The organism is Paenibacillus sp. HJGM_3, assembly GCF_045062745.1.
In the GTDB taxonomy this organism is placed as follows: Bacteria; Bacillota; Bacilli; order Paenibacillales; family NBRC-103111; genus Paenibacillus_AA.
On record NZ_JBJGED010000034.1, the window covers coordinates 1 to 16,278 of the forward strand.

General features: G+C 47.6%; 23 protein-coding genes. 4 read left to right on the plus strand and 19 right to left on the minus strand.

Features of this window, described 5'->3' with window-relative positions; translation table 11 throughout:
- The 7 genes from ACI5FR_RS28365 to ACI5FR_RS28395 all read right to left on the minus strand — a co-directional run.
- On the minus strand, positions 1–168 hold a 168-nt coding region (locus tag ACI5FR_RS28365; protein WP_405460908.1), incomplete at its 3' end, for a VOC family protein.
- Between the two features lie 46 nt (positions 169–214).
- On the minus strand, positions 215–691 hold the full coding sequence (locus ACI5FR_RS28370; RefSeq protein ID WP_405460793.1) for a GNAT family N-acetyltransferase: 477 nt from the start codon (positions 689–691) through the stop codon (positions 215–217).
- Positions 692–946: 255 nt separating this feature from the next.
- Positions 947–1,414: a hypothetical protein gene (locus ACI5FR_RS28375; protein ID WP_405460795.1), complete on the minus strand. Its 468-nt coding sequence runs from the start codon at positions 1,412–1,414 to the stop codon at positions 947–949.
- A 175-nt stretch (positions 1,415–1,589) separates the two neighbouring features.
- Positions 1,590–2,153, minus strand: a complete 564-nt coding sequence (locus ACI5FR_RS28380) for a dihydrofolate reductase family protein (protein WP_405460797.1) — start codon at positions 2,151–2,153, stop codon at positions 1,590–1,592.
- 15 nt (positions 2,154–2,168) lie between these two features.
- On the minus strand, positions 2,169–2,657 hold the full coding sequence (locus tag ACI5FR_RS28385) for a VOC family protein (RefSeq protein ID WP_405460798.1): 489 nt from the start codon (positions 2,655–2,657) through the stop codon (positions 2,169–2,171).
- Positions 2,658–2,671: 14 nt separating this feature from the next.
- A complete protein-coding gene (locus tag ACI5FR_RS28390; RefSeq protein ID WP_405460799.1) occupies positions 2,672–3,160 on the minus strand; it encodes an SRPBCC family protein in 489 nt (162 codons plus the stop codon).
- Between the two features lie 17 nt (positions 3,161–3,177).
- The gene (locus ACI5FR_RS28395; RefSeq protein WP_405460800.1) at positions 3,178–3,510 is read right to left on the minus strand and encodes an ArsR/SmtB family transcription factor; all 333 of its coding nucleotides are present in this window, start codon (positions 3,508–3,510) and stop codon (positions 3,178–3,180) included.
- Between the two features lie 257 nt (positions 3,511–3,767).
- Here ACI5FR_RS28395 and ACI5FR_RS28400 point away from each other — a divergent pair, with 257 nt between their 5' ends.
- Positions 3,768–5,855, plus strand: a complete 2,088-nt coding sequence (locus ACI5FR_RS28400; RefSeq protein ID WP_405460909.1) for a gluconate 2-dehydrogenase subunit 3 family protein — start codon at positions 3,768–3,770, stop codon at positions 5,853–5,855.
- A gap of 50 nt (positions 5,856–5,905) precedes the next feature.
- Here ACI5FR_RS28400 and ACI5FR_RS28405 read toward each other — a convergent pair whose 3' ends face one another.
- The 8 genes from ACI5FR_RS28405 to ACI5FR_RS28440 form a co-directional block, all read right to left on the minus strand.
- The gene (locus tag ACI5FR_RS28405; protein WP_405460802.1) at positions 5,906–6,295 is read right to left on the minus strand and encodes a YkvA family protein; all 390 of its coding nucleotides are present in this window, start codon (positions 6,293–6,295) and stop codon (positions 5,906–5,908) included.
- Between the two features lie 26 nt (positions 6,296–6,321).
- Positions 6,322–6,810 (minus strand): NUDIX domain-containing protein, encoded by a 489-nt coding sequence (locus tag ACI5FR_RS28410; protein ID WP_405460803.1) that lies wholly within the window; start codon positions 6,808–6,810, stop codon positions 6,322–6,324.
- 26 nt (positions 6,811–6,836) lie between these two features.
- The gene (locus ACI5FR_RS28415; RefSeq protein ID WP_405460804.1) at positions 6,837–7,754 is read right to left on the minus strand and encodes an aminoglycoside phosphotransferase family protein; all 918 of its coding nucleotides are present in this window, start codon (positions 7,752–7,754) and stop codon (positions 6,837–6,839) included.
- A gap of 18 nt (positions 7,755–7,772) precedes the next feature.
- Complete coding sequence (locus ACI5FR_RS28420; RefSeq protein WP_405460806.1) at positions 7,773–8,201, minus strand: immunoglobulin-like domain-containing protein; 429 nt, start codon at positions 8,199–8,201, stop codon at positions 7,773–7,775.
- Positions 8,202–8,440: 239 nt separating this feature from the next.
- Positions 8,441–9,229, minus strand: coding sequence for a class I SAM-dependent methyltransferase (locus tag ACI5FR_RS28425; protein ID WP_405460808.1), 789 nt, complete (start codon positions 9,227–9,229; stop codon positions 8,441–8,443).
- A 94-nt stretch (positions 9,230–9,323) separates the two neighbouring features.
- Positions 9,324–9,794: an NUDIX domain-containing protein gene (locus ACI5FR_RS28430; protein ID WP_405460810.1), complete on the minus strand. Its 471-nt coding sequence runs from the start codon at positions 9,792–9,794 to the stop codon at positions 9,324–9,326.
- An 87-nt stretch (positions 9,795–9,881) separates the two neighbouring features.
- Positions 9,882–10,343 carry a GNAT family N-acetyltransferase gene (locus ACI5FR_RS28435; RefSeq protein ID WP_405460812.1) on the minus strand — a complete coding sequence of 154 codons (462 nt, stop codon included), beginning with the start codon at positions 10,341–10,343 and terminating at the stop codon, positions 9,882–9,884.
- 24 nt (positions 10,344–10,367) lie between these two features.
- Entirely contained in the window at positions 10,368–10,820 is a 453-nt protein-coding gene (locus ACI5FR_RS28440) for an NUDIX domain-containing protein (RefSeq protein WP_405460813.1), read from the minus strand.
- Positions 10,821–10,981: 161 nt separating this feature from the next.
- Here ACI5FR_RS28440 and ACI5FR_RS28445 point away from each other — a divergent pair, with 161 nt between their 5' ends.
- Positions 10,982–11,443 carry a helix-turn-helix domain-containing protein gene (locus tag ACI5FR_RS28445; RefSeq protein ID WP_405460815.1) on the plus strand — a complete coding sequence of 154 codons (462 nt, stop codon included), beginning with the start codon at positions 10,982–10,984 and terminating at the stop codon, positions 11,441–11,443.
- Between the two features lie 711 nt (positions 11,444–12,154).
- On the opposite strand, the gene ACI5FR_RS28450 is transcribed toward ACI5FR_RS28445, so the two are convergent.
- A complete protein-coding gene (locus ACI5FR_RS28450; protein WP_405460817.1) occupies positions 12,155–13,093 on the minus strand; it encodes an MBL fold metallo-hydrolase in 939 nt (312 codons plus the stop codon).
- 106 nt (positions 13,094–13,199) lie between these two features.
- Positions 13,200–13,958, minus strand: a complete 759-nt coding sequence (locus tag ACI5FR_RS28455) for a Type 1 glutamine amidotransferase-like domain-containing protein (RefSeq protein ID WP_405460819.1) — start codon at positions 13,956–13,958, stop codon at positions 13,200–13,202.
- 176 nt (positions 13,959–14,134) lie between these two features.
- Here ACI5FR_RS28455 and ACI5FR_RS28460 point away from each other — a divergent pair, with 176 nt between their 5' ends.
- Positions 14,135–14,638, plus strand: a complete 504-nt coding sequence (locus ACI5FR_RS28460; protein WP_405460821.1) for a hypothetical protein — start codon at positions 14,135–14,137, stop codon at positions 14,636–14,638.
- Between the two features lie 57 nt (positions 14,639–14,695).
- Here the strand turns inward: ACI5FR_RS28460 and ACI5FR_RS28465 are convergent, their stop codons facing one another.
- On the minus strand, positions 14,696–15,121 hold the full coding sequence (locus ACI5FR_RS28465) for an SgcJ/EcaC family oxidoreductase (protein ID WP_405460823.1): 426 nt from the start codon (positions 15,119–15,121) through the stop codon (positions 14,696–14,698).
- A 154-nt stretch (positions 15,122–15,275) separates the two neighbouring features.
- Between ACI5FR_RS28465 and ACI5FR_RS28470 the strand changes: the two genes are divergently transcribed.
- A complete protein-coding gene (locus ACI5FR_RS28470) occupies positions 15,276–15,764 on the plus strand; it encodes a MarR family transcriptional regulator (RefSeq protein WP_405460824.1) in 489 nt (162 codons plus the stop codon).
- 89 nt (positions 15,765–15,853) lie between these two features.
- Here the strand turns inward: ACI5FR_RS28470 and ACI5FR_RS28475 are convergent, their stop codons facing one another.
- A complete protein-coding gene (locus tag ACI5FR_RS28475; protein ID WP_405460826.1) occupies positions 15,854–16,231 on the minus strand; it encodes a VOC family protein in 378 nt (125 codons plus the stop codon).
- Positions 16,232–16,278 lie beyond the last annotated feature (47 nt).

Below are 16,278 nucleotides of genomic sequence, written 5' to 3' on the forward strand. Positions count from 1 at the left end.
AAGAGTAGTCCCGACCGAACCGGGAGGAGCTACAACGACCCATCGTTTATTTTGTTCGGGCTGATACGTATCTTCAATCAATGTGAAGTTCAGCTTTTGTGTATAAAACTCTATCGCCTCATCGTAATCTTTCACGACTAACGCAATATGTACGATGGATTGAATCATGCCATTACCCCTTTCCGTTATTATGACTCATGATACAAACGGCAAATCAGAGTTGCAATACGGTTATTCGTTCATCCCCGATGATTTCGCCGTTGTCACGGAAACCGAAGCTTTCATAAAGCTTTTTGGCCGCCGCGTTATCGGCCTTATAGGAGATCCAGCAATAATGTGCAGGCCCGGCCGGAGAGGTGCGAATAAATTCCAGGATTTTGTTCATCGCTTCCCGGCCATAGCCCCTGTTCTGGTGTTGCTTGTCTATCATCAGCCGCAGGATACAATAGCTGTCGTGTGCGATTGTCGGGAGTTCGTACCCGGTGATTCTATAAGTAATCATAACAAACCCGACCGGCTGTTCATCTGCGTAAATGGCAAACGGAAATGGATGCCCCCCATTGGTTGCAAGGACATAACACGACGCCACGCTTGACAGATTGGACGCAACGAAGCGGCGCTGATCTTCTGAAACCTCCAGATTAAATATGGCACGTCGGTTTTCCAGCGTGATTTTTCTGAGCGTAATCATGCAGGACTTCTCCCTTCATTAGCCGTTTCTCTTTTCGCGCCGCGGTCGCTTAATTAACATACAATTTATACAAAAAAAGTAATAGACTTATGTTGAATTTTTTTATAGACTATTATGTATCCATGGCATTTTTAGGGAACGTCCATTAGCGCATTACCTTATTAGCAGTTCCAAGGATTAGCAAAAAAAGCACCTGCCGGCCTTGGCCGCAGGTGCTTAACGTGCTATGAAACGATTCGATGCAGGTGGTGTCGTTTAGGCCGAACCTGACGTATCCGTTCCGTCTGGGCCATCGACAATATCTACCACGCCGATGCCGATCGCGGTGATTGCCGCTGCCTTCCCCAGCTTCATTACGCCTTCTTTCAGCAACTCTTTATCGTTTTCTTTGATACCTGTCACCATATCTTTCCCGCTTTCGACCACGTATTCGACCCCATAGACAACCCCTTTAGCTGTTGTAGCTGCAGCATCTCCCAGCTCGCCCAGTCCCGTCTTAGCTTGCTGCTTATCCGCCGTTAACAAGCCTGCGCCTACATCCCAGACACCGCTCGCTGCTTGCCCTGCAATTTCACCCGTCTTGGCCGTTATTCTTTCCACATCATTGCCGATCTCTTTAATGTAAGGGCTATTAACGAGTTCACCAGCAACCCGCACAGTACCACCCAGCACCCTGCCTGTCACGTCACCCGCCAGCTTCCCCATACCTTTCAGAAAATCCATCTGAAGCACCTCTGTATGTTCAAATTAGGTTATTCCCGACTGTTTAGCGCACTTTGTCTATCCTTATTATATAGGAGTACCAGTATTAACAAGAACAGACCAGCGACGTTATTTGAACTGGACTTTGGTCGGGGGAAAGGGATCCGCTCGCAATAGTCGTGGCTCCGCCACAAGATTACTTTTTCTGATAGTACAACCCGAGCACGCCATTCCTATAGGTTTTACTGCTTGTTAGTTGCAGGTTGTGCTGTTTATCCGAAGAGCCAAACAGTCTCTCGCCTTGAGAAGCGATAGCGGGATGAACGAATACCCAAAGGTCGTCGAACAGCTCATGCTCGAGAAAGAGCTGCCACGTTTTCAATCCGCTCTCAACGGAAATTGTTCCTGCCGTATTCTTCAGTACATGCAACTCCCGTACGAGCGATTCGATATCTTGGGTCAAGATTTGCTCTGAATTTCTCCATACAAGATCTTTGAGCGAACGGGAGATGACAATCTTGGGAATGTCGTTTATTTTCTTTGCGATCGCGCGCTCGAGCTCGGATTCGGAAGATTGCTCGGCATTTTGCCAGTACTCCGCCAACTGCGCATACGTATTTCCTCCGACGACGATCCGATCTATCCTGTTGTAATAGTCAAGATACTCTTCCAGAATTTCATCGCTTATGTGCATCCATTGATCTTCATTGGTGACCACACTGTCCAACGACATATGCATCGTTAATACCGCTTTTCCCATCCTATACTCCTCCTTCTATTGCGCTCCATTGTAAGCCTGAATTAATTGTCCGATCTCGATCTTCGTCATTCGATCAATGGCATCCGCAACCCGTTGGGCTTTGTTAGGATCGGGGTCATTAACCATTTCCCATGCAATCGTGGGAGCGATTTGCCAGCACACGCCGTATTTGTCCTTCAGCCAGCCGCACACCTCTTTGGTTCCGCCCTCGGAGAGTCGTTCCCACAAACGATCGATTTCTTCCTGCGTCTCACAGCTTACGTACAGCGATATGCCATCACTGAATTGAAAAGAGGGTCCTCCGTTTACCGCAATAAGCTCCTGTCCGTCAAGTTGAAAACGGATTGTTCTTACGGTGCCTGCATATTCCCCTGGCCCTTCTGCATAGCGAGTGATGTTTATAATCCTGGAATTATTAAAAATCGAGACATATTCATTTACGGCCTCTTCAGCTTGATGATCGAAACACAAATGCGGTGTAATTTTTTGCATAGCAATTTTCATTTCATTATTTCCTTTCATCTTGGTTGGTTTTTTATATTCGCCAGAAGCTCGGCCAACCGATCCATACCCTCACTGGCTCCTTTTTCCGCTCCGTTCTGAAGCATCCAATTGCGGGCCTCCAGTGTCTGAAAGATTGTGTGAGCAGTCAGCTTCGTCCTTCCTTCCTGCAACGCTTCCAGTGTGACCGTTTCAAGCATCACGTTGCCTGGATTTCCCTCGTATTCAAAGGTTCGGACAAGCTTCTCAGGAGGAACGCAATCGTGATAGACGCCATTAAAGGCGTGCTCGTTGCCATCGGCATCTTTTTGAAGAAATCGCCAGATTCCTCCTTTTCTAACTTCCATTTTCTCCACAACCGTAGTAAGGTACTGCGGTCCCCACCACTTGGGAATGGCTTGAACATCGGAGTACATCCTGAACACGAGCTCACGAGGTGCATCGAAGACGCGTGTTACTAGGATCTCTTGTTTGTTGGGTTCAGCCGCAATTTCAGATTTAGCCATTGTAATCTCCCCTCGAGCTAATGTTTGTCATGACTTTTCTCCTCTTCTTTAATTGCTTGCAGGTAATCGTCCATACGATCGAAACTCTCGTCGATGATGAGGCGATAGGACTCTATCCAACTTTCCAGTTCCCGGAATGGGTCGGGGCGCAGCTTATACACTCTCCGATTACCCTTCACTCGTACCTCAACCAGACCGGTATCACTAAGGATACGAAGATGCTTCGAAACTTTCGGTTGAATAAGTCCAAGTCGATCGGTAATCTCGCCCACTGTAAGGGGTCCTTTGCGCAAAAGCTCAACAATTTGGAATCGATTTGGCTCGGCAAGAGCATATAGTGTTGATTTCATGCATGGAATATACCATAAAAGATATATACTTGTAAAGGTATATGCTTTTAAATGTATATAAAATTCACGGTAAGTCCAATATCGCATTCGCAGGCAGGGCCCACTTGTTGCCAAATATCTAGCTGGTAATCCGGGACGCGATATATAATGGGGTTAGAACTGCATTGAGATTGAATGCTGCTAGCCGAAAACCATAAGGGGGGTGATCGTGGATGAAGCCGGGTGATCCAGAGTATTGGTCCAACGATTTGATTTCTATGTTAGACGCAGTCGCCGATCGGATGATTCCTGAAGATGCATGGCCATCTGCAACCCATGGAGGTGTCTTGACCTATCTCAAACATCGATCAGCCGAAGACCGCGCGCTCTGGCACAATTTGATTGTACCTGGACTCCGCGGATTGGATGCAAAAGCAAGCGCTTCCTACGGCCGGCCGTTCACCGAGCTGACGGCAACTGAGCAAGACGAACTGTTGGGTGACCTGGAGCATGATCGTCTTCGAGACTTTCCGGTTTCGCAAAAACTTTTCTTCGCTACCCTACTGAACCTGGTAGTCGAAGGGTATTATGGAAGCCCGGGTGCTGGCGGGAATCGCGATGGGAAGTCATGGACCATGATTGGCTTTCGTCCGGGGACCGTCTCCGGACTCGACGAACCCGTCCCGGAAGCCGAGCTGCCGCAGCTGAACCTCGATCAGCTCCGGGACCGGTATGACGCTATTGTCGTGGGGGCAGGAGCCGGTGGCTCGGTAGCGGCGGCGTTGTTGGCCGAATCGGGACAACGTGTACTCGTCGTCGAACGGGGAAGTTGGTTGCGATACGGTGAGATCGGCAACGACCATACACGCAATCATCGATTTAGCAAATACGGTCATAACACCGGTCCAGGGCTCGAAGGTCATCCTCGTACGATTCTTACGGCGGGCGGAGATGAGCGGATTACAGCACCTCATGAGGCGGACTACCATAATAACGCCATGACTGTAGGCGGCGGCACACGCGTATACGGAGCCCAAGCCTGGCGATTTCATGCGGATGACTTCCGAATGGCTACTCGCTATGGGATTCCGGACGGGAGTTCGCTGAGTGATTGGCCGATAAGCTATGAGGATCTTGAGCGTTACTATGAACGGGCGGAATGGGAAGTCGGCGTTTCTGGCGATGGCGATGCCCACCCGGGACGCGGTAAACGGAACCGTCCTTATCCTATGCCAGCCTTGCCGAGGACCATGGAAGCGGAACGCTTGGCCCGGGCGGCTGCAAAATTGGGATGGGACGCGGGGCCGGTTCCTCTTCTTATCAACTCGGTCGAGCGCGACGGGCGACGGGCTTGCGGGCGATGCGGACAGTGTGTCGGCTTTGCCTGCCCGACCGATAGCAAGAACGGCGGCCACAATACCCTGTTATTGCGCGCGCTCCAAACGGGGAAATGCGATCTTATCTGCGATACCATGGTGGAGCGTATCGACACCGAGGGAGGGAAACATGCCACCGGGGTTCGCCTTGTGCAGGAGGTCGCCGGCTCGATCCGACGTCGGCAAGTGCAAGCAGCGCATGTGGTCGTCGCGGCCGGAGCGATCGAAAGCGCCCGACTGTTCCTCAACTCGGCCAGCGATGCGGAACCGACCGGGATTGGCAATCGGAACGATCAAGTAGGAAGACACCTACAAGGGCATGTTTATACGGGAGCCTACGCCCTTTTTGATGAACCGGTTCAAGACGGTCTTGGGCCTGGGGTGAGTATTGCGACGTGTCGGTTTGCCCATGGCAATGCAGGCGGGATCATCGGCGGCGGGATGCTTGCCAACGAATTCACCCGGTTGCCTCTGGTTCACTGGAACCGGGCGCTACCGCCGGATGCCGCTCGGTGGGGAAGCGCAGGGAAGGAAATGATGCGGGACGGTTATGTGCGCACTAGCCATGTTCAGGGACCCATCCAGGATATCCCGAACCCTCAGTCCCGAGTGCGGCTCTCACCGACTGTGAAAGACCGCTTCGGAATCCCCGTAGCCCAACTCTCGGGGAGTGTCCATCCCGAGTCTCTTCGAGCCGCCGCCATGCTAGGAGAACAAGCGGAGACTTGGCTCTGGGCGGCGGGAGCACGTCGGGTTTGGCGAACATCGCCAGGCAGCGGGCTCAGTGCCGGACAGCATCAGGCAGGGACGCTGCGCATGGGGGACGACCCTTCGACATCCGTCACAGACCCGTATGGGCGTGTACACGGATACGATAATCTCTGGGTCAGCGACGGCTCCGTACACGTGACCAATGGTGGAGTTAATCCGGTTTTGACGATTTTCGCCATGGCCTTCCGCATCGCAGAACACCTGGTTAAACAAGCGTAGGGAACCTCGATAACAACGCTTCTACGCCGTCCGACGCCGCATCGACCGCATTAAAGCGGACCGAAATACCGATAGGCTAACCATAAAATCCAAATCAGAACCGCGATCCACACCAAAATAATCAAACTGCCTACTAGCCAGTTTTTCGGTTTTCCCGCCTGCAGTCGCGCCTCTGCTTTTACGGTACACGCTTGAATGACGGCTGCAGGTATCATTTTCAACGCAAGTGCGACGCCTAGCGGGATTAGAATTACATCATCCAGATAACCGAGGATGGGAATAAAATCGGGAATCAAGTCAATTGGACTAAAAGCGTATGCCACAACACAAACCGCAAATACTTTGGCATACCACGGGGTGCGCTTATCTTGGTAGGCATAGTAAAGGACGAATACTTTTCTTTTCAGCTGTTTAGCCCACGACTTCAGATTCTCCAACATAGATCACCAAGTCCCCTATTCGATCGTTAGCGTAAAAGCTTACGGAGTTGAATCTCTTGTTCTTCCACGTAATTGCGGTACTTCTTCCCCTCGTAATAATCGATAATGTCTTGGTTTATTTCTGGGTAGAGCTGAATGGTATTCAACTCCGAGATGGGGATCCATTTCACACCCGTTTGTTTGGGGTCTGGGGTCTCGGGGAGCTGAGGAGTGGAGCCCGCGATTAATTGACATTCGAATGTTATCCCAACAGAATGTGTGTCTCCGTAAATGTAGTTGTTTTTAGTCGGCTGGTATTCATAAATAAAAGCAACCGAACCTACTTCCACATCGGCGCACGCCTCTTCTTTCGCCTCCCTTTTGACCGCTTCCATGAAGGTTTCGCCCGGTTCAACACCGCCGGCAGGAAGGTTGTAATGCACCCCGTCATCCTGATCATTGTCATATTCAATCAGTAATATAGCCCCGTCTCTAATGATCAACGCACATGCCCGCAGCCGTATCTTTTCCAGCACAGCTCACCTCCGTCCGCATTATGGAATTAAGAATTCATAACGGTGTCTGCGAAAGCAACATGTTGCAGTAATTTCGGGTATTCCTCAGGGGTCGCGCCGTCTTCTACGCTCCAACATACGCCCATTGCCGTTTCTACGAACAGGCATTGTTTTATTATGTAGCTTGGAATATGAAGGTTGTTTTCTAAGGTTCCAATAATATAGTTTATTTTATCAAATAAATTCACCGTTATTTCATCACCAAATTCATTCAAAATAAACCGCGGAACATCAAAGACTGGATCACCTATAACGCCTTTAGGGTCAATGATTACATACTCTCCATCACTGCCAAGCAATATATTATCATGGTGAAAATCGCCGTGAAGCAGCATCCTTTGTGAATACGAATTGGAAACGGATGTACATATCGCTTCAGCTTTTTTCATGTACAAATATAATGGTTCACAATCTTGCCGGTTGCTCATGTACTCTGTTATTCTGCCTACCCACTCTGAATAAGTCGGAAATACTACCGTATTACCTGGCGTCAAATGTAAGTCTTTATGTAGCGAACAAAAAACAGATAGTCTTTTATCGAGCGAACTCTCATGCCTTAAAGGAGTACCTGGTTGAATACGTTCTTCCAGGATGACGCCCTGGGCAAGATCGGCCTCGTACACTCTGCAAAATCGTCTCCCCACGTAATGACGTAACGTATGATATTCTTTACTTGTTTCTCCAGAAGCAGGATTACCTATTTTGAGCACTACGTTTCCCTGAGCTTCTGAGTAGCAGGTAAAAACTAAGTTGGCCGAATAGGAAGGAATAAGTTGAAAGGAGCTTAATGCCCACCTCTCCGCATATTCTACGATCTCCCTCGCTACTTTTTCATAAAATGGTTTTCCAAATCGGTTTGTGATACGGTCGATTTCATTTTGTTTAAAACGGTAAGGCTGGTTCATCCTTAGATCTGCCTCCAGTTATTCTATTTCAAATTCAGTGACTAGCCTTATTTGTGAGGTTTCAAGAGTAAATTGTTTTACGACTCGAAACTTGCCGCTTGCTGTGGGTAGGTTTAAGTTATTGAAATAAATTGCACTTGTAGCGGTTGCATTTGGATTTAATTCATAGGCAAGTAAAGGGATTGCCAGATTCTCTTGAAAAGGAATTCTAGACCATGTGCCGTTCATGTCCATTTCAATCTGATAAAGTTCATTAAACGTTATTTCTTCAGATCCTGTATTTTTTATTAGTAAATCAATTTTTTTATCCGATTGTTCATATTTTGCCTTATCGGTGGTCATTTCGATTCCGTTTGACTCTGGGGAAGCTGTGACTTTATTTGAGGGCAGGTGAAGTTCGGTTGCTTTCCCTATGGGTGTTGTACAAACAGGTACCGCAGCCCACATAACCACTAATCCAATAATCAAAAAGATAGTTCAGTTTCGTCTAGTTAACATCATTAAATGCCTCTCTCTGGCTGACTCGTTAGTTCAATCATCTCACGGATTCACTTGGATTCCAAGATTAAAAGAAAGAGGCTGCCAGTTCAAGACCAGCACCCTCGTTTCCGTAGAAATCGTGCCAACTTCCGCTCATCTCTCACCTCCCTGGATTGTTCCGTTGCGCTTACGCTATGGATATATGGTCAGGGATGTATGGAGGGTAACTCTAGCTCAATTCGATCGGCGATTAGAGTGTAAAACTCCGGAAACCTCGGGTCAGTAGAGCCGGGTATCTCTTCGAACGTCCTTATTACGAATCCTTCCGTCCCGATGGCCGAGATTATGTCACCGACTGTCCAGCTTTTTACTAGAACTTTACGGCATTCAGAGCGCACTTCTTCGGGAAGCAGTTTTGCAAAGGCCACTTCGCCTTCCTTAATCCGATCGTCAAAGTAATTGCCCGACGGATCTTTTAGATTGTTGGTTTTCATCCATGTACGTGCGAAAGGATGGAAGTCCGTCAGAATAAAGCGACCCTCCTTCCCTAATTTGCGACGCACCACTGAGAAGATAGAGCTGAGGTCTGAAAAATAATGCAATACGCCGAATTCCATCAGCACGATATCAAAAACCCCTAAATCCTCTTCTTCAGGGATATTTAATACATCCGAACAGATGTAATGGATATGGACTCCACACGCAGCGGCCGTCTGCATGGCGTACAAGCGATTCTCTTCCGAAATGTCCACCACGGTCGCGTCAGCGCCTAGTAAGGCTAAAGCAATGGCCTTCCTGCCGTGTGAACCGAGGAGATTCAGTACTCGCTTGCCTGATGGATTACCTATGTACTTTAGCCAATGGCGCAGATGATGCTTGTGATCCGCCTTCAGTTTCACTGCAAGTTCATCCGGTGTCCCAAACTCGCGAACCCAAGCCTGATAGGCTCTAGTTTCCCAAGCCATCTTATTCGCGCTTGATAGTTTTTCTTGCACCCGCATCCCTCCAGGAAATAGTCGAAGAAGTTATATTTTATCACGAGGAAAACGTAAGTCACCTATCTTTTTGGTAGTTCGTAGATCCAAAACCTCAAACAAACTCAATCAGCTTCCTATCGATTTCTTCAATCTCTCCGATATCCGAAGAACCGTCCCATAAAATGATTTTTCCAGCCTCGTCATTTTCCATAAACTCAGAGAGCGTATCGAGTTCACCATAAAATAAAGCACCATACTCCACTCTTTTTGGTCCGTGATAACTCGGTTGAAGATCAAATTTCATCAGCCCCCTGAACTCAACCTTCTCGATTCGTTGGTTGGTTTCCTCTAAGAGCTCTCTAATCACGCACTCCCTTGGAGTTTCTCCTGGTTCAATGACACCTCCTGGTAATTCCCAGCTCTTTCTCCATTTGTTATACATGAATAGGAATTTTCCCTGACACTTAACCACGATCAGAGAGTGAGTCAATGGAGCATCTAGAGCAACCTGTTCGAGACCTTCCTCTTGGATTGCCATAAATTCCAGGAAGACATTTCCTTTTGCATCCGTAGTTATTGCCATCGTCGATCCCTCCCTTGCTGGCAACTGAGTAAAAGTTCCATATTAACCTGGTGTCTAAACGCAATAGATCTCCCTATCTCGATTTCGTTACCAGTGCTTCTCCATGGCTTCTTCACATCGGGAAAAGCCATTTCTAGAATAAAACTGCACACTTTCGGTGCTGGGCCAAACGATAAGAAATTCGACTTGATTTTCTTTCGACCACTGTTCCATAGCATTGTGAATCATGCTTCCGATTCCTTGTTTTCTAAAAGGAGGTCGCGTGTAGACATTAGTCACGTACCCGAAATAAGGCTCTTCGGATTTCCCCGGCCTAGGTACTTTATGGATGAGTTGCAGGTACATATGAGCGACAATCATTCCTTCTGTTTCTGCTACCCATATGAACCAATTGCCGCTTGGAATCGCATTTACCAAGAACTCCCTACAAGTCCGATGAAACTCCTCGAACCTAACCGTACTAGAGCCATAATCCTCCTCCGAAAAGTCCCATCGCATTTGAACCAGTTCGTCGATGTCGTCTAATGCAGCCAAGCGTACAACTGTCATGCCGTCCCCCTCTTTCTTATCGAGCTAGTAGCTTTTTATTGTCGTGATATGATGGATTTTATTGAACATTTTTGATCGAATCACTTCGAGTATTCCCTCTGGATAAACCTGTTTTTGGTGTAATTCTTTTATCGACTTCCATGTTAGGATGATCCCGTGTCGCTCTTTGTGCTGGATGGGGAAGGAATACGTTTCTTCCGAGTTGAGATGACACCAATGAATTAATGTACAATCATGTCTCTGTTTATCGTCATACTCGATGATACTTTCGTTGATTACAGCAAGTTCGTCAAGGACGACTGGCAGATCAAACTCTTCAATCAGTTCTCTTTCTATGGCCTGTACCGCCGTCTCACGAAATTCAACAGCCCCACCAGGGAACCTGTAGAAGGACTCTTCCATGTCACATTGTACAAGAACTTTCATCTTAGCTGAATCGAGAACTATGCCCTCTGCGCGTAACATCGGTTTATTCATGAACTTAAAGTCCTTTCTATCGTTATTTTTGCGAAGCTCTTTATCTTGATACCACTCAAAGTCAAATTTATAAATACGAATTGTCCTGTTAGTGTAATTATATTGAATAAAATGTAACAATAAGATACAATATGTACATCCAGAACTTGGAGGTGTGTTCATTGAATGATTTTTATTCGGTCGATTCATTTGCACAAACACTCGACATGCATCCCAGAACTGTACGACGTTATATTCGAAACGGCCAATTGAAAGCGACCAAGGTAGGCGGAGAATGGCGTATTCGCAAGGAGGATGCAGAAATGTTCATGGGTGGAAATGCTAAAGAATTACACGAAAATGCAATCGAAGACGTGCAATCTTACATCGATGGTTTTCACGGACAGGTGACAGGCAAATTTCAAGTTTGTACGGTTCTCGACTGTTATGTGAACGACAAAGATGAAGCATTCGAGATCTCAAAGATTGTAATGCAACACATGAATGAAGACCAAGACCACGGTCCGGCTAAATCGCAATATTACTACGATAAGGATGCCAAAAAAGGACGTTATATCTTGTGGGGAAATCCAAGTTTCATTGGCCGGGTTTTGTCTTCCGTTGGCGAGTTTGGTAAGCAGTAATTATAGCAAGAGCCCTGAGTTCAAGTTCAGGGCTCTTTATTATGTGGCAAGTCTAGATGGGGAAATCTGTGCTGTAGCTTATTCGATCTAATTCGAGTTGTACCCCTCATTGTAGTAGAGCCCGCATTCGGCTGCAACCGATTGTTTTATTATAGTTATTCCGGCATGCCAGTACTTCTCGCCCCACGCGACACCTCGTTTACACCTTGTACATAATTGCATGACAAACAGATGCAAAATATGGATGAGGTGAAAACGATGAATGCAAGCACGCAGTCGGACTGGGAACGATCTCTCGAAAAATCCATGTCGGACAACGCCGATTTTACGATCGTAACCGTATCAGTGGATGGCGAGCCCATGAAGTTGTATTATCTGAAATCATTAGTCAATATTTCCAACACGCTGAAATATGCTTAACTCCCTAATGATGGAATCCACTCCATTGGACAGCTCCAAGGACGACCTCGTCCGGTGGATGCTCAGAGGGCACATCCTGATCCGCACTTCCGACTCCGAAGTTCCCGTAGCGCTTACTCCTGTGGAATTGCATCTCAGTCGCACGATTGAACCCCCTCAGAGCGAACATCCGCTGCAAATGGCGTTCGACTCGTACACCGAGGACCTCTACACAAACGTAGGTTTGAAGAAAGGGAAGAACGTTTCATCCCAATTTCATTGACGAATCCACAACAATTTCGTTAAGTCGAATTACGCCAAAGTAATGTTTTTGATGATCCCGTTTTGGTATTCCAAGTTAATCTTTTTCTTTTTTGAAAGTCTCTCCAAATGAATCAATGTAATGTTAATAAAAAAACGAGTGCGTTGGTTCACTTCCCCTCTTGTAAATTGTAGGGCTATTTCAAAAGGGGTTGTTGCGCTCTTACTGATATAGTCCATGATCAGTTCGTCTGTTTGTTGGATTCGATTCAGAGCAAGTTCTATGGCTTCTTGTGGTTGATTAATGATTGGACCATGGCCAGGGTAGATGCGTGAGAGAGTCATAGATCTTAGCCTATTAAGTGTACCTATATATTGTTCAAGATCGACAATGAGACCTGGAGGACCGGTTGAAGAAACAATATCCCCGGCGAACAGGCTAGCCGAACGATCCCTCAGCAGGGAAATATGACTTTCGCTATGTCCGGGGGTTTCAATCACTCGGAGCGTATCCCCACCGATATCAATTAGGTCGCCACTCCTTACTTCACGGTGGATAATAAGCGGATCTTCTAACTTATAATAATCGGCGCTCGAGCTGATAAGAGTGTCGTCAATCATCCGTTTAAAGATCTTGTCATCGGGAACGTTATGTCTGATCGAATTAAAATGATCGAAACCGACAACGGATTCAGCTGCTCCATGGCAAGCAATTACGGGAGTATTTTTAAACAACGGACCTCCACTAACCAATGCGCCGATATGATCCACGTGACAGTGAGTTAAAATGATTTGATCTACATCGCTTGGTACTATGCCAATCTCCTCAAAAGCGGCCAAAAGATCTTGTTGAGAAATAGGAGATTTGTGACCACAGTCAATCAGTGTAATTTTCGAGCTAGTGATCAAATAACTGAATACATCCACTGGGACTGGCTGCTTTAATCGAATCCTCCAAACTTGATCATCGAGCTTCTCAACATTACCCACTGCAGCGACCACCCTTCCCCATTGAAAGTGATTACAATAATACTCTCCCATACAATGCACTCGAGCAGGGTGACGATCTTGTGAATTTATGGAAGTTTAGGGGTCCTTATAGAAGGCGAAATTCTTCGTTTGGTTCAAAAACTCTCACAGTAAAATCGTCCGTAAGTTTTTTAATATAATACGCGCGCCCCGTACCATGAACGACGACGCGGAATTCATCCGTTATTTCCAGACAAATCGGTTCATCCACACCCAAGCCGATTTCGGCAGACGTTTTTTGCATGGAGGCCACTAAGCGCGGAAAGCCCCCAAATTCACTGAAATGCGGCTCTACGATACACCCACTTAGCAGCCCCAGCCCCTCGCCAGTCACTAACTCTTGTTCTTGGCACGCAGGGTCGTACTTGCTTCTTACGGTATACTTATTATTCGCGCCCGTGACCCTGCTTCCCCAGATCGTACAGGGAGACGTAGCGATCAAAGCTCCAGCAGAAACGCCGGCAATGGGTGCCCCACGAGTGTACAAATCGTTAATGGTTTCTTTCATTTTCACATTACTTACACAGGCTTTATAGTATTGACGGGTATCCCCTCCACAGATGAGCAAGCCCGTACAAGTTTGCAATGTTTCGTAGGCGCAGGAATCAAATTCATAATGCTCGTCGGGTGTAATCGACTTCACATCATGAGTACCCCCGGTCGCCCAACGCTCGCGAAAAACCCGGTTAAAATAAACATCCCAGGTCGGGACTCTTAATCCCAGCACGACTATTCTAGCTGCCGCACCGCCAGCCTTCTCCACAAACGGGAAGGACGTCGTATCAAAATTAGGGCCAATGTCCCCGTACAAAAAAAGCGATCTCAATACAAACACTCCATCCACCATTCATAAGTATGAGCCTAATCATATCATCCTTATTTTGGCATCACAATTGGATATTAGGAGGCATCACAAGAGGTCGTCGCAGAGTGGCGGAACGCCGCATAATGTATAGGACGAAGGCCGGAGCACATATACTCCCGTAAGGAGAGGATGTATGGATGAAGTTCATCGTGCAGTATATCCCCATGAGCAAAATCAAACCGGATTTGAGCGTCAAAATGACGGATAACCTCAAGAAGCTCCGGCGCCTGATGTGGGACAGCATGCACATCTTGGCCGTACGCAAGAACGGCAAGGACGGGAGCTATATCGTGGTGAGCGGGCTCGACCGGTACGAATACCTAAGCAAGCACACGAACAAGAAGTATGCACCGTGCATTATCGAAGACCGCGATACGGCCATCGTGCTGCAATCCTGGATGTACCGCCTGCGCAACCGCCGGCTGCTGTCCTTCTTTCCGAACATAGACAAAAAACGGATGACCCCGGCCGGCTTGTCGATTATCCGCTCTTTTTTGAAGCAGGAGCCGCGATTCCGGCAGCTGTCCGTCAGCCAGCAGATCAAAGTACTGATGATTGCGGTCCGATATAAGAAAACGATGATTGGGTCCATGAGAATGATGGTCGATGACCTCTTGAAAACAAAAGGCAACGGCAAATAAAAAGACCGTCCGGTCCTAGCCCCGGGCGGTCTTGTCGTTCTTCTTCTTCTTCTTCGCTCAGTGCCGGCCTCCAGGCATCGCTTGGATCCGGCAATTATGGAATGCCGTCAGTTTCCATTGTCCGTTCTGCTTCACCACGACGTTCGTATTGATCGATGCTCTGTCGTTCGGATCTTGAGCCGGCTCAGTGACCCGTGCCTCTCCAACCACATGAACAATCGCGACATTGGGCGTGACAAACCGCGGTTGTAGCTCGGAAGAAGCGCTGGATACTAGGACGGAGCCTTTCAGAGGTCCGTTAAACAGCATCTGATGGACATCGGCAATCTGCTTCTTCCCCTTCAGATGCTGGCCCATAAACGTCACATAATCGGCGTCCTCCGTGAAGCAATTGCCGTATGCCTCCCCGTCGCCCTTGTTCCAGGAATCACTTAATTCCGCGAATAATGCGCCGATCGACTTCAGATCTTCTTGATTTGTCATTTTCAATCGTCCTCTCTTGATGGGAGTTTTGGTTGGCGGTGCCCTAAGTCCGTGTTATACTGAACAACATAAGAATCTTAACCATTCAAATATCTTGATTTATATTATATCTTAATTCGTTAAGATATTTGTATCGTACCTTGGAGGCGCCGATATGTCAAGCGATAATTTCCCATCCGATTTTCCCGATCTCACTTCCACTCAGACCATACTGCTCGAAGAATTGCGGCAAAACAGCGCACGAGCGGTTATGTTCCATCAGTTGATCTCCGAGAAATTGGACCTGAACGTCACCGATCACAAATGCCTGGATTTCCTGAACCGTACCGGTCCGGTAACGGCCGGCCAGCTGGCCCAATTAACCGGATTGACTACAGGGGCGGTGACCAGTGTTATCGATCGATTGGAGCGATCCGGTTATGTCATCCGGGACAAGGATCCGAACGATCGAAGACGGGTTCTGGTCAAGCCTGCACCGGAGGGCTCGGCCCATATCTCGCCCCTGTTCCAATCGATCATGCAGTCGACGCTTGCCATTATGTCGGATTACTCCGAGCAGGAATTGCTTTTAATCCTGGACTTTATCAGGAAGTGCAACATAATGACTTTGGTTGAAATGAACAAAATGAAGGAACAGAAGTGAAGTAATTGTTCAAGCGCACGATAACCGAATAACCCGCTGAGAGTCTCAGCGGGCTTTGTTCGGATGGCTATGTGGGGATAGAATCCGCCTCACTTATACTGCAAGACGAGCAGCAGATTGCCGTTGGGATCGAGGAACTTTAATCCTCTGGCAAACCCCTCGTCGGAATAAGCGACGATCGTGGTGTTCGTTCGGTTCAAATCCTCGTAGAGCCTCTCTATATGCTCCGTCACCATTACGAATGCGGGCATGGCTTGACCATCCTTGAAAAAATTGATCGTCGTGTCCTCGTCCGTTTGCCATAAGTTGACGTGATTCGTTTCGTTCAGCTGGAGGAAAGCCAAGCTCTTATTCCCATACCCTTTCAACCGAAACCCAAGATTTTGTTCGTACCAGGCTATGGACTCGTCCAAAGCTCTAACCGGAATCTGAATGTTCTCGATATGCTTCACGCGTTGGTACTCCATCTCAACCCTCCGCTCTCTCCAAGTTTTCACCTTACAAGAAATAGATG

Excerpts from the sequence above, each read along its gene's own strand:
- ACI5FR_RS28400 (WP_405460909.1), top strand. The coding sequence starts at position 3,768 with ATGTTAGACGCAGTCGCCGATCGGATGATTCCTGAAGATGCATGGCCA.
- ACI5FR_RS28475 (WP_405460826.1), bottom strand. The coding sequence starts at position 16,231 with ATGGAGTACCAACGCGTGAAGCATATCGAGAACATTCAGATTCCGGTT.
- ACI5FR_RS28460 (WP_405460821.1), top strand. The coding sequence starts at position 14,135 with ATGAAGTTCATCGTGCAGTATATCCCCATGAGCAAAATCAAACCGGAT.
- ACI5FR_RS28395 (WP_405460800.1), bottom strand. The coding sequence starts at position 3,510 with ATGAAATCAACACTATATGCTCTTGCCGAGCCAAATCGATTCCAAATT.
- ACI5FR_RS28470 (WP_405460824.1), top strand. The coding sequence starts at position 15,276 with ATGTCAAGCGATAATTTCCCATCCGATTTTCCCGATCTCACTTCCACT.
- ACI5FR_RS28435 (WP_405460812.1), bottom strand. The coding sequence starts at position 10,343 with ATGACAGTTGTACGCTTGGCTGCATTAGACGACATCGACGAACTGGTT.
- ACI5FR_RS28405 (WP_405460802.1), bottom strand. The coding sequence starts at position 6,295 with ATGTTGGAGAATCTGAAGTCGTGGGCTAAACAGCTGAAAAGAAAAGTA.
- ACI5FR_RS28385 (WP_405460798.1), bottom strand. The coding sequence starts at position 2,657 with ATGAAAATTGCTATGCAAAAAATTACACCGCATTTGTGTTTCGATCAT.
- ACI5FR_RS28375 (WP_405460795.1), bottom strand. The coding sequence starts at position 1,414 with ATGGATTTTCTGAAAGGTATGGGGAAGCTGGCGGGTGACGTGACAGGC.
- ACI5FR_RS28440 (WP_405460813.1), bottom strand. The coding sequence starts at position 10,820 with ATGAATAAACCGATGTTACGCGCAGAGGGCATAGTTCTCGATTCAGCT.
- ACI5FR_RS28465 (WP_405460823.1), bottom strand. The coding sequence starts at position 15,121 with ATGACAAATCAAGAAGATCTGAAGTCGATCGGCGCATTATTCGCGGAA.
- ACI5FR_RS28420 (WP_405460806.1), bottom strand. The coding sequence starts at position 8,201 with ATGTGGGCTGCGGTACCTGTTTGTACAACACCCATAGGGAAAGCAACC.
- ACI5FR_RS28430 (WP_405460810.1), bottom strand. The coding sequence starts at position 9,794 with ATGGCAATAACTACGGATGCAAAAGGAAATGTCTTCCTGGAATTTATG.
- ACI5FR_RS28380 (WP_405460797.1), bottom strand. The coding sequence starts at position 2,153 with ATGGGAAAAGCGGTATTAACGATGCATATGTCGTTGGACAGTGTGGTC.
- ACI5FR_RS28370 (WP_405460793.1), bottom strand. The coding sequence starts at position 691 with ATGATTACGCTCAGAAAAATCACGCTGGAAAACCGACGTGCCATATTT.
- ACI5FR_RS28390 (WP_405460799.1), bottom strand. The coding sequence starts at position 3,160 with ATGGCTAAATCTGAAATTGCGGCTGAACCCAACAAACAAGAGATCCTA.
- ACI5FR_RS28415 (WP_405460804.1), bottom strand. The coding sequence starts at position 7,754 with ATGAACCAGCCTTACCGTTTTAAACAAAATGAAATCGACCGTATCACA.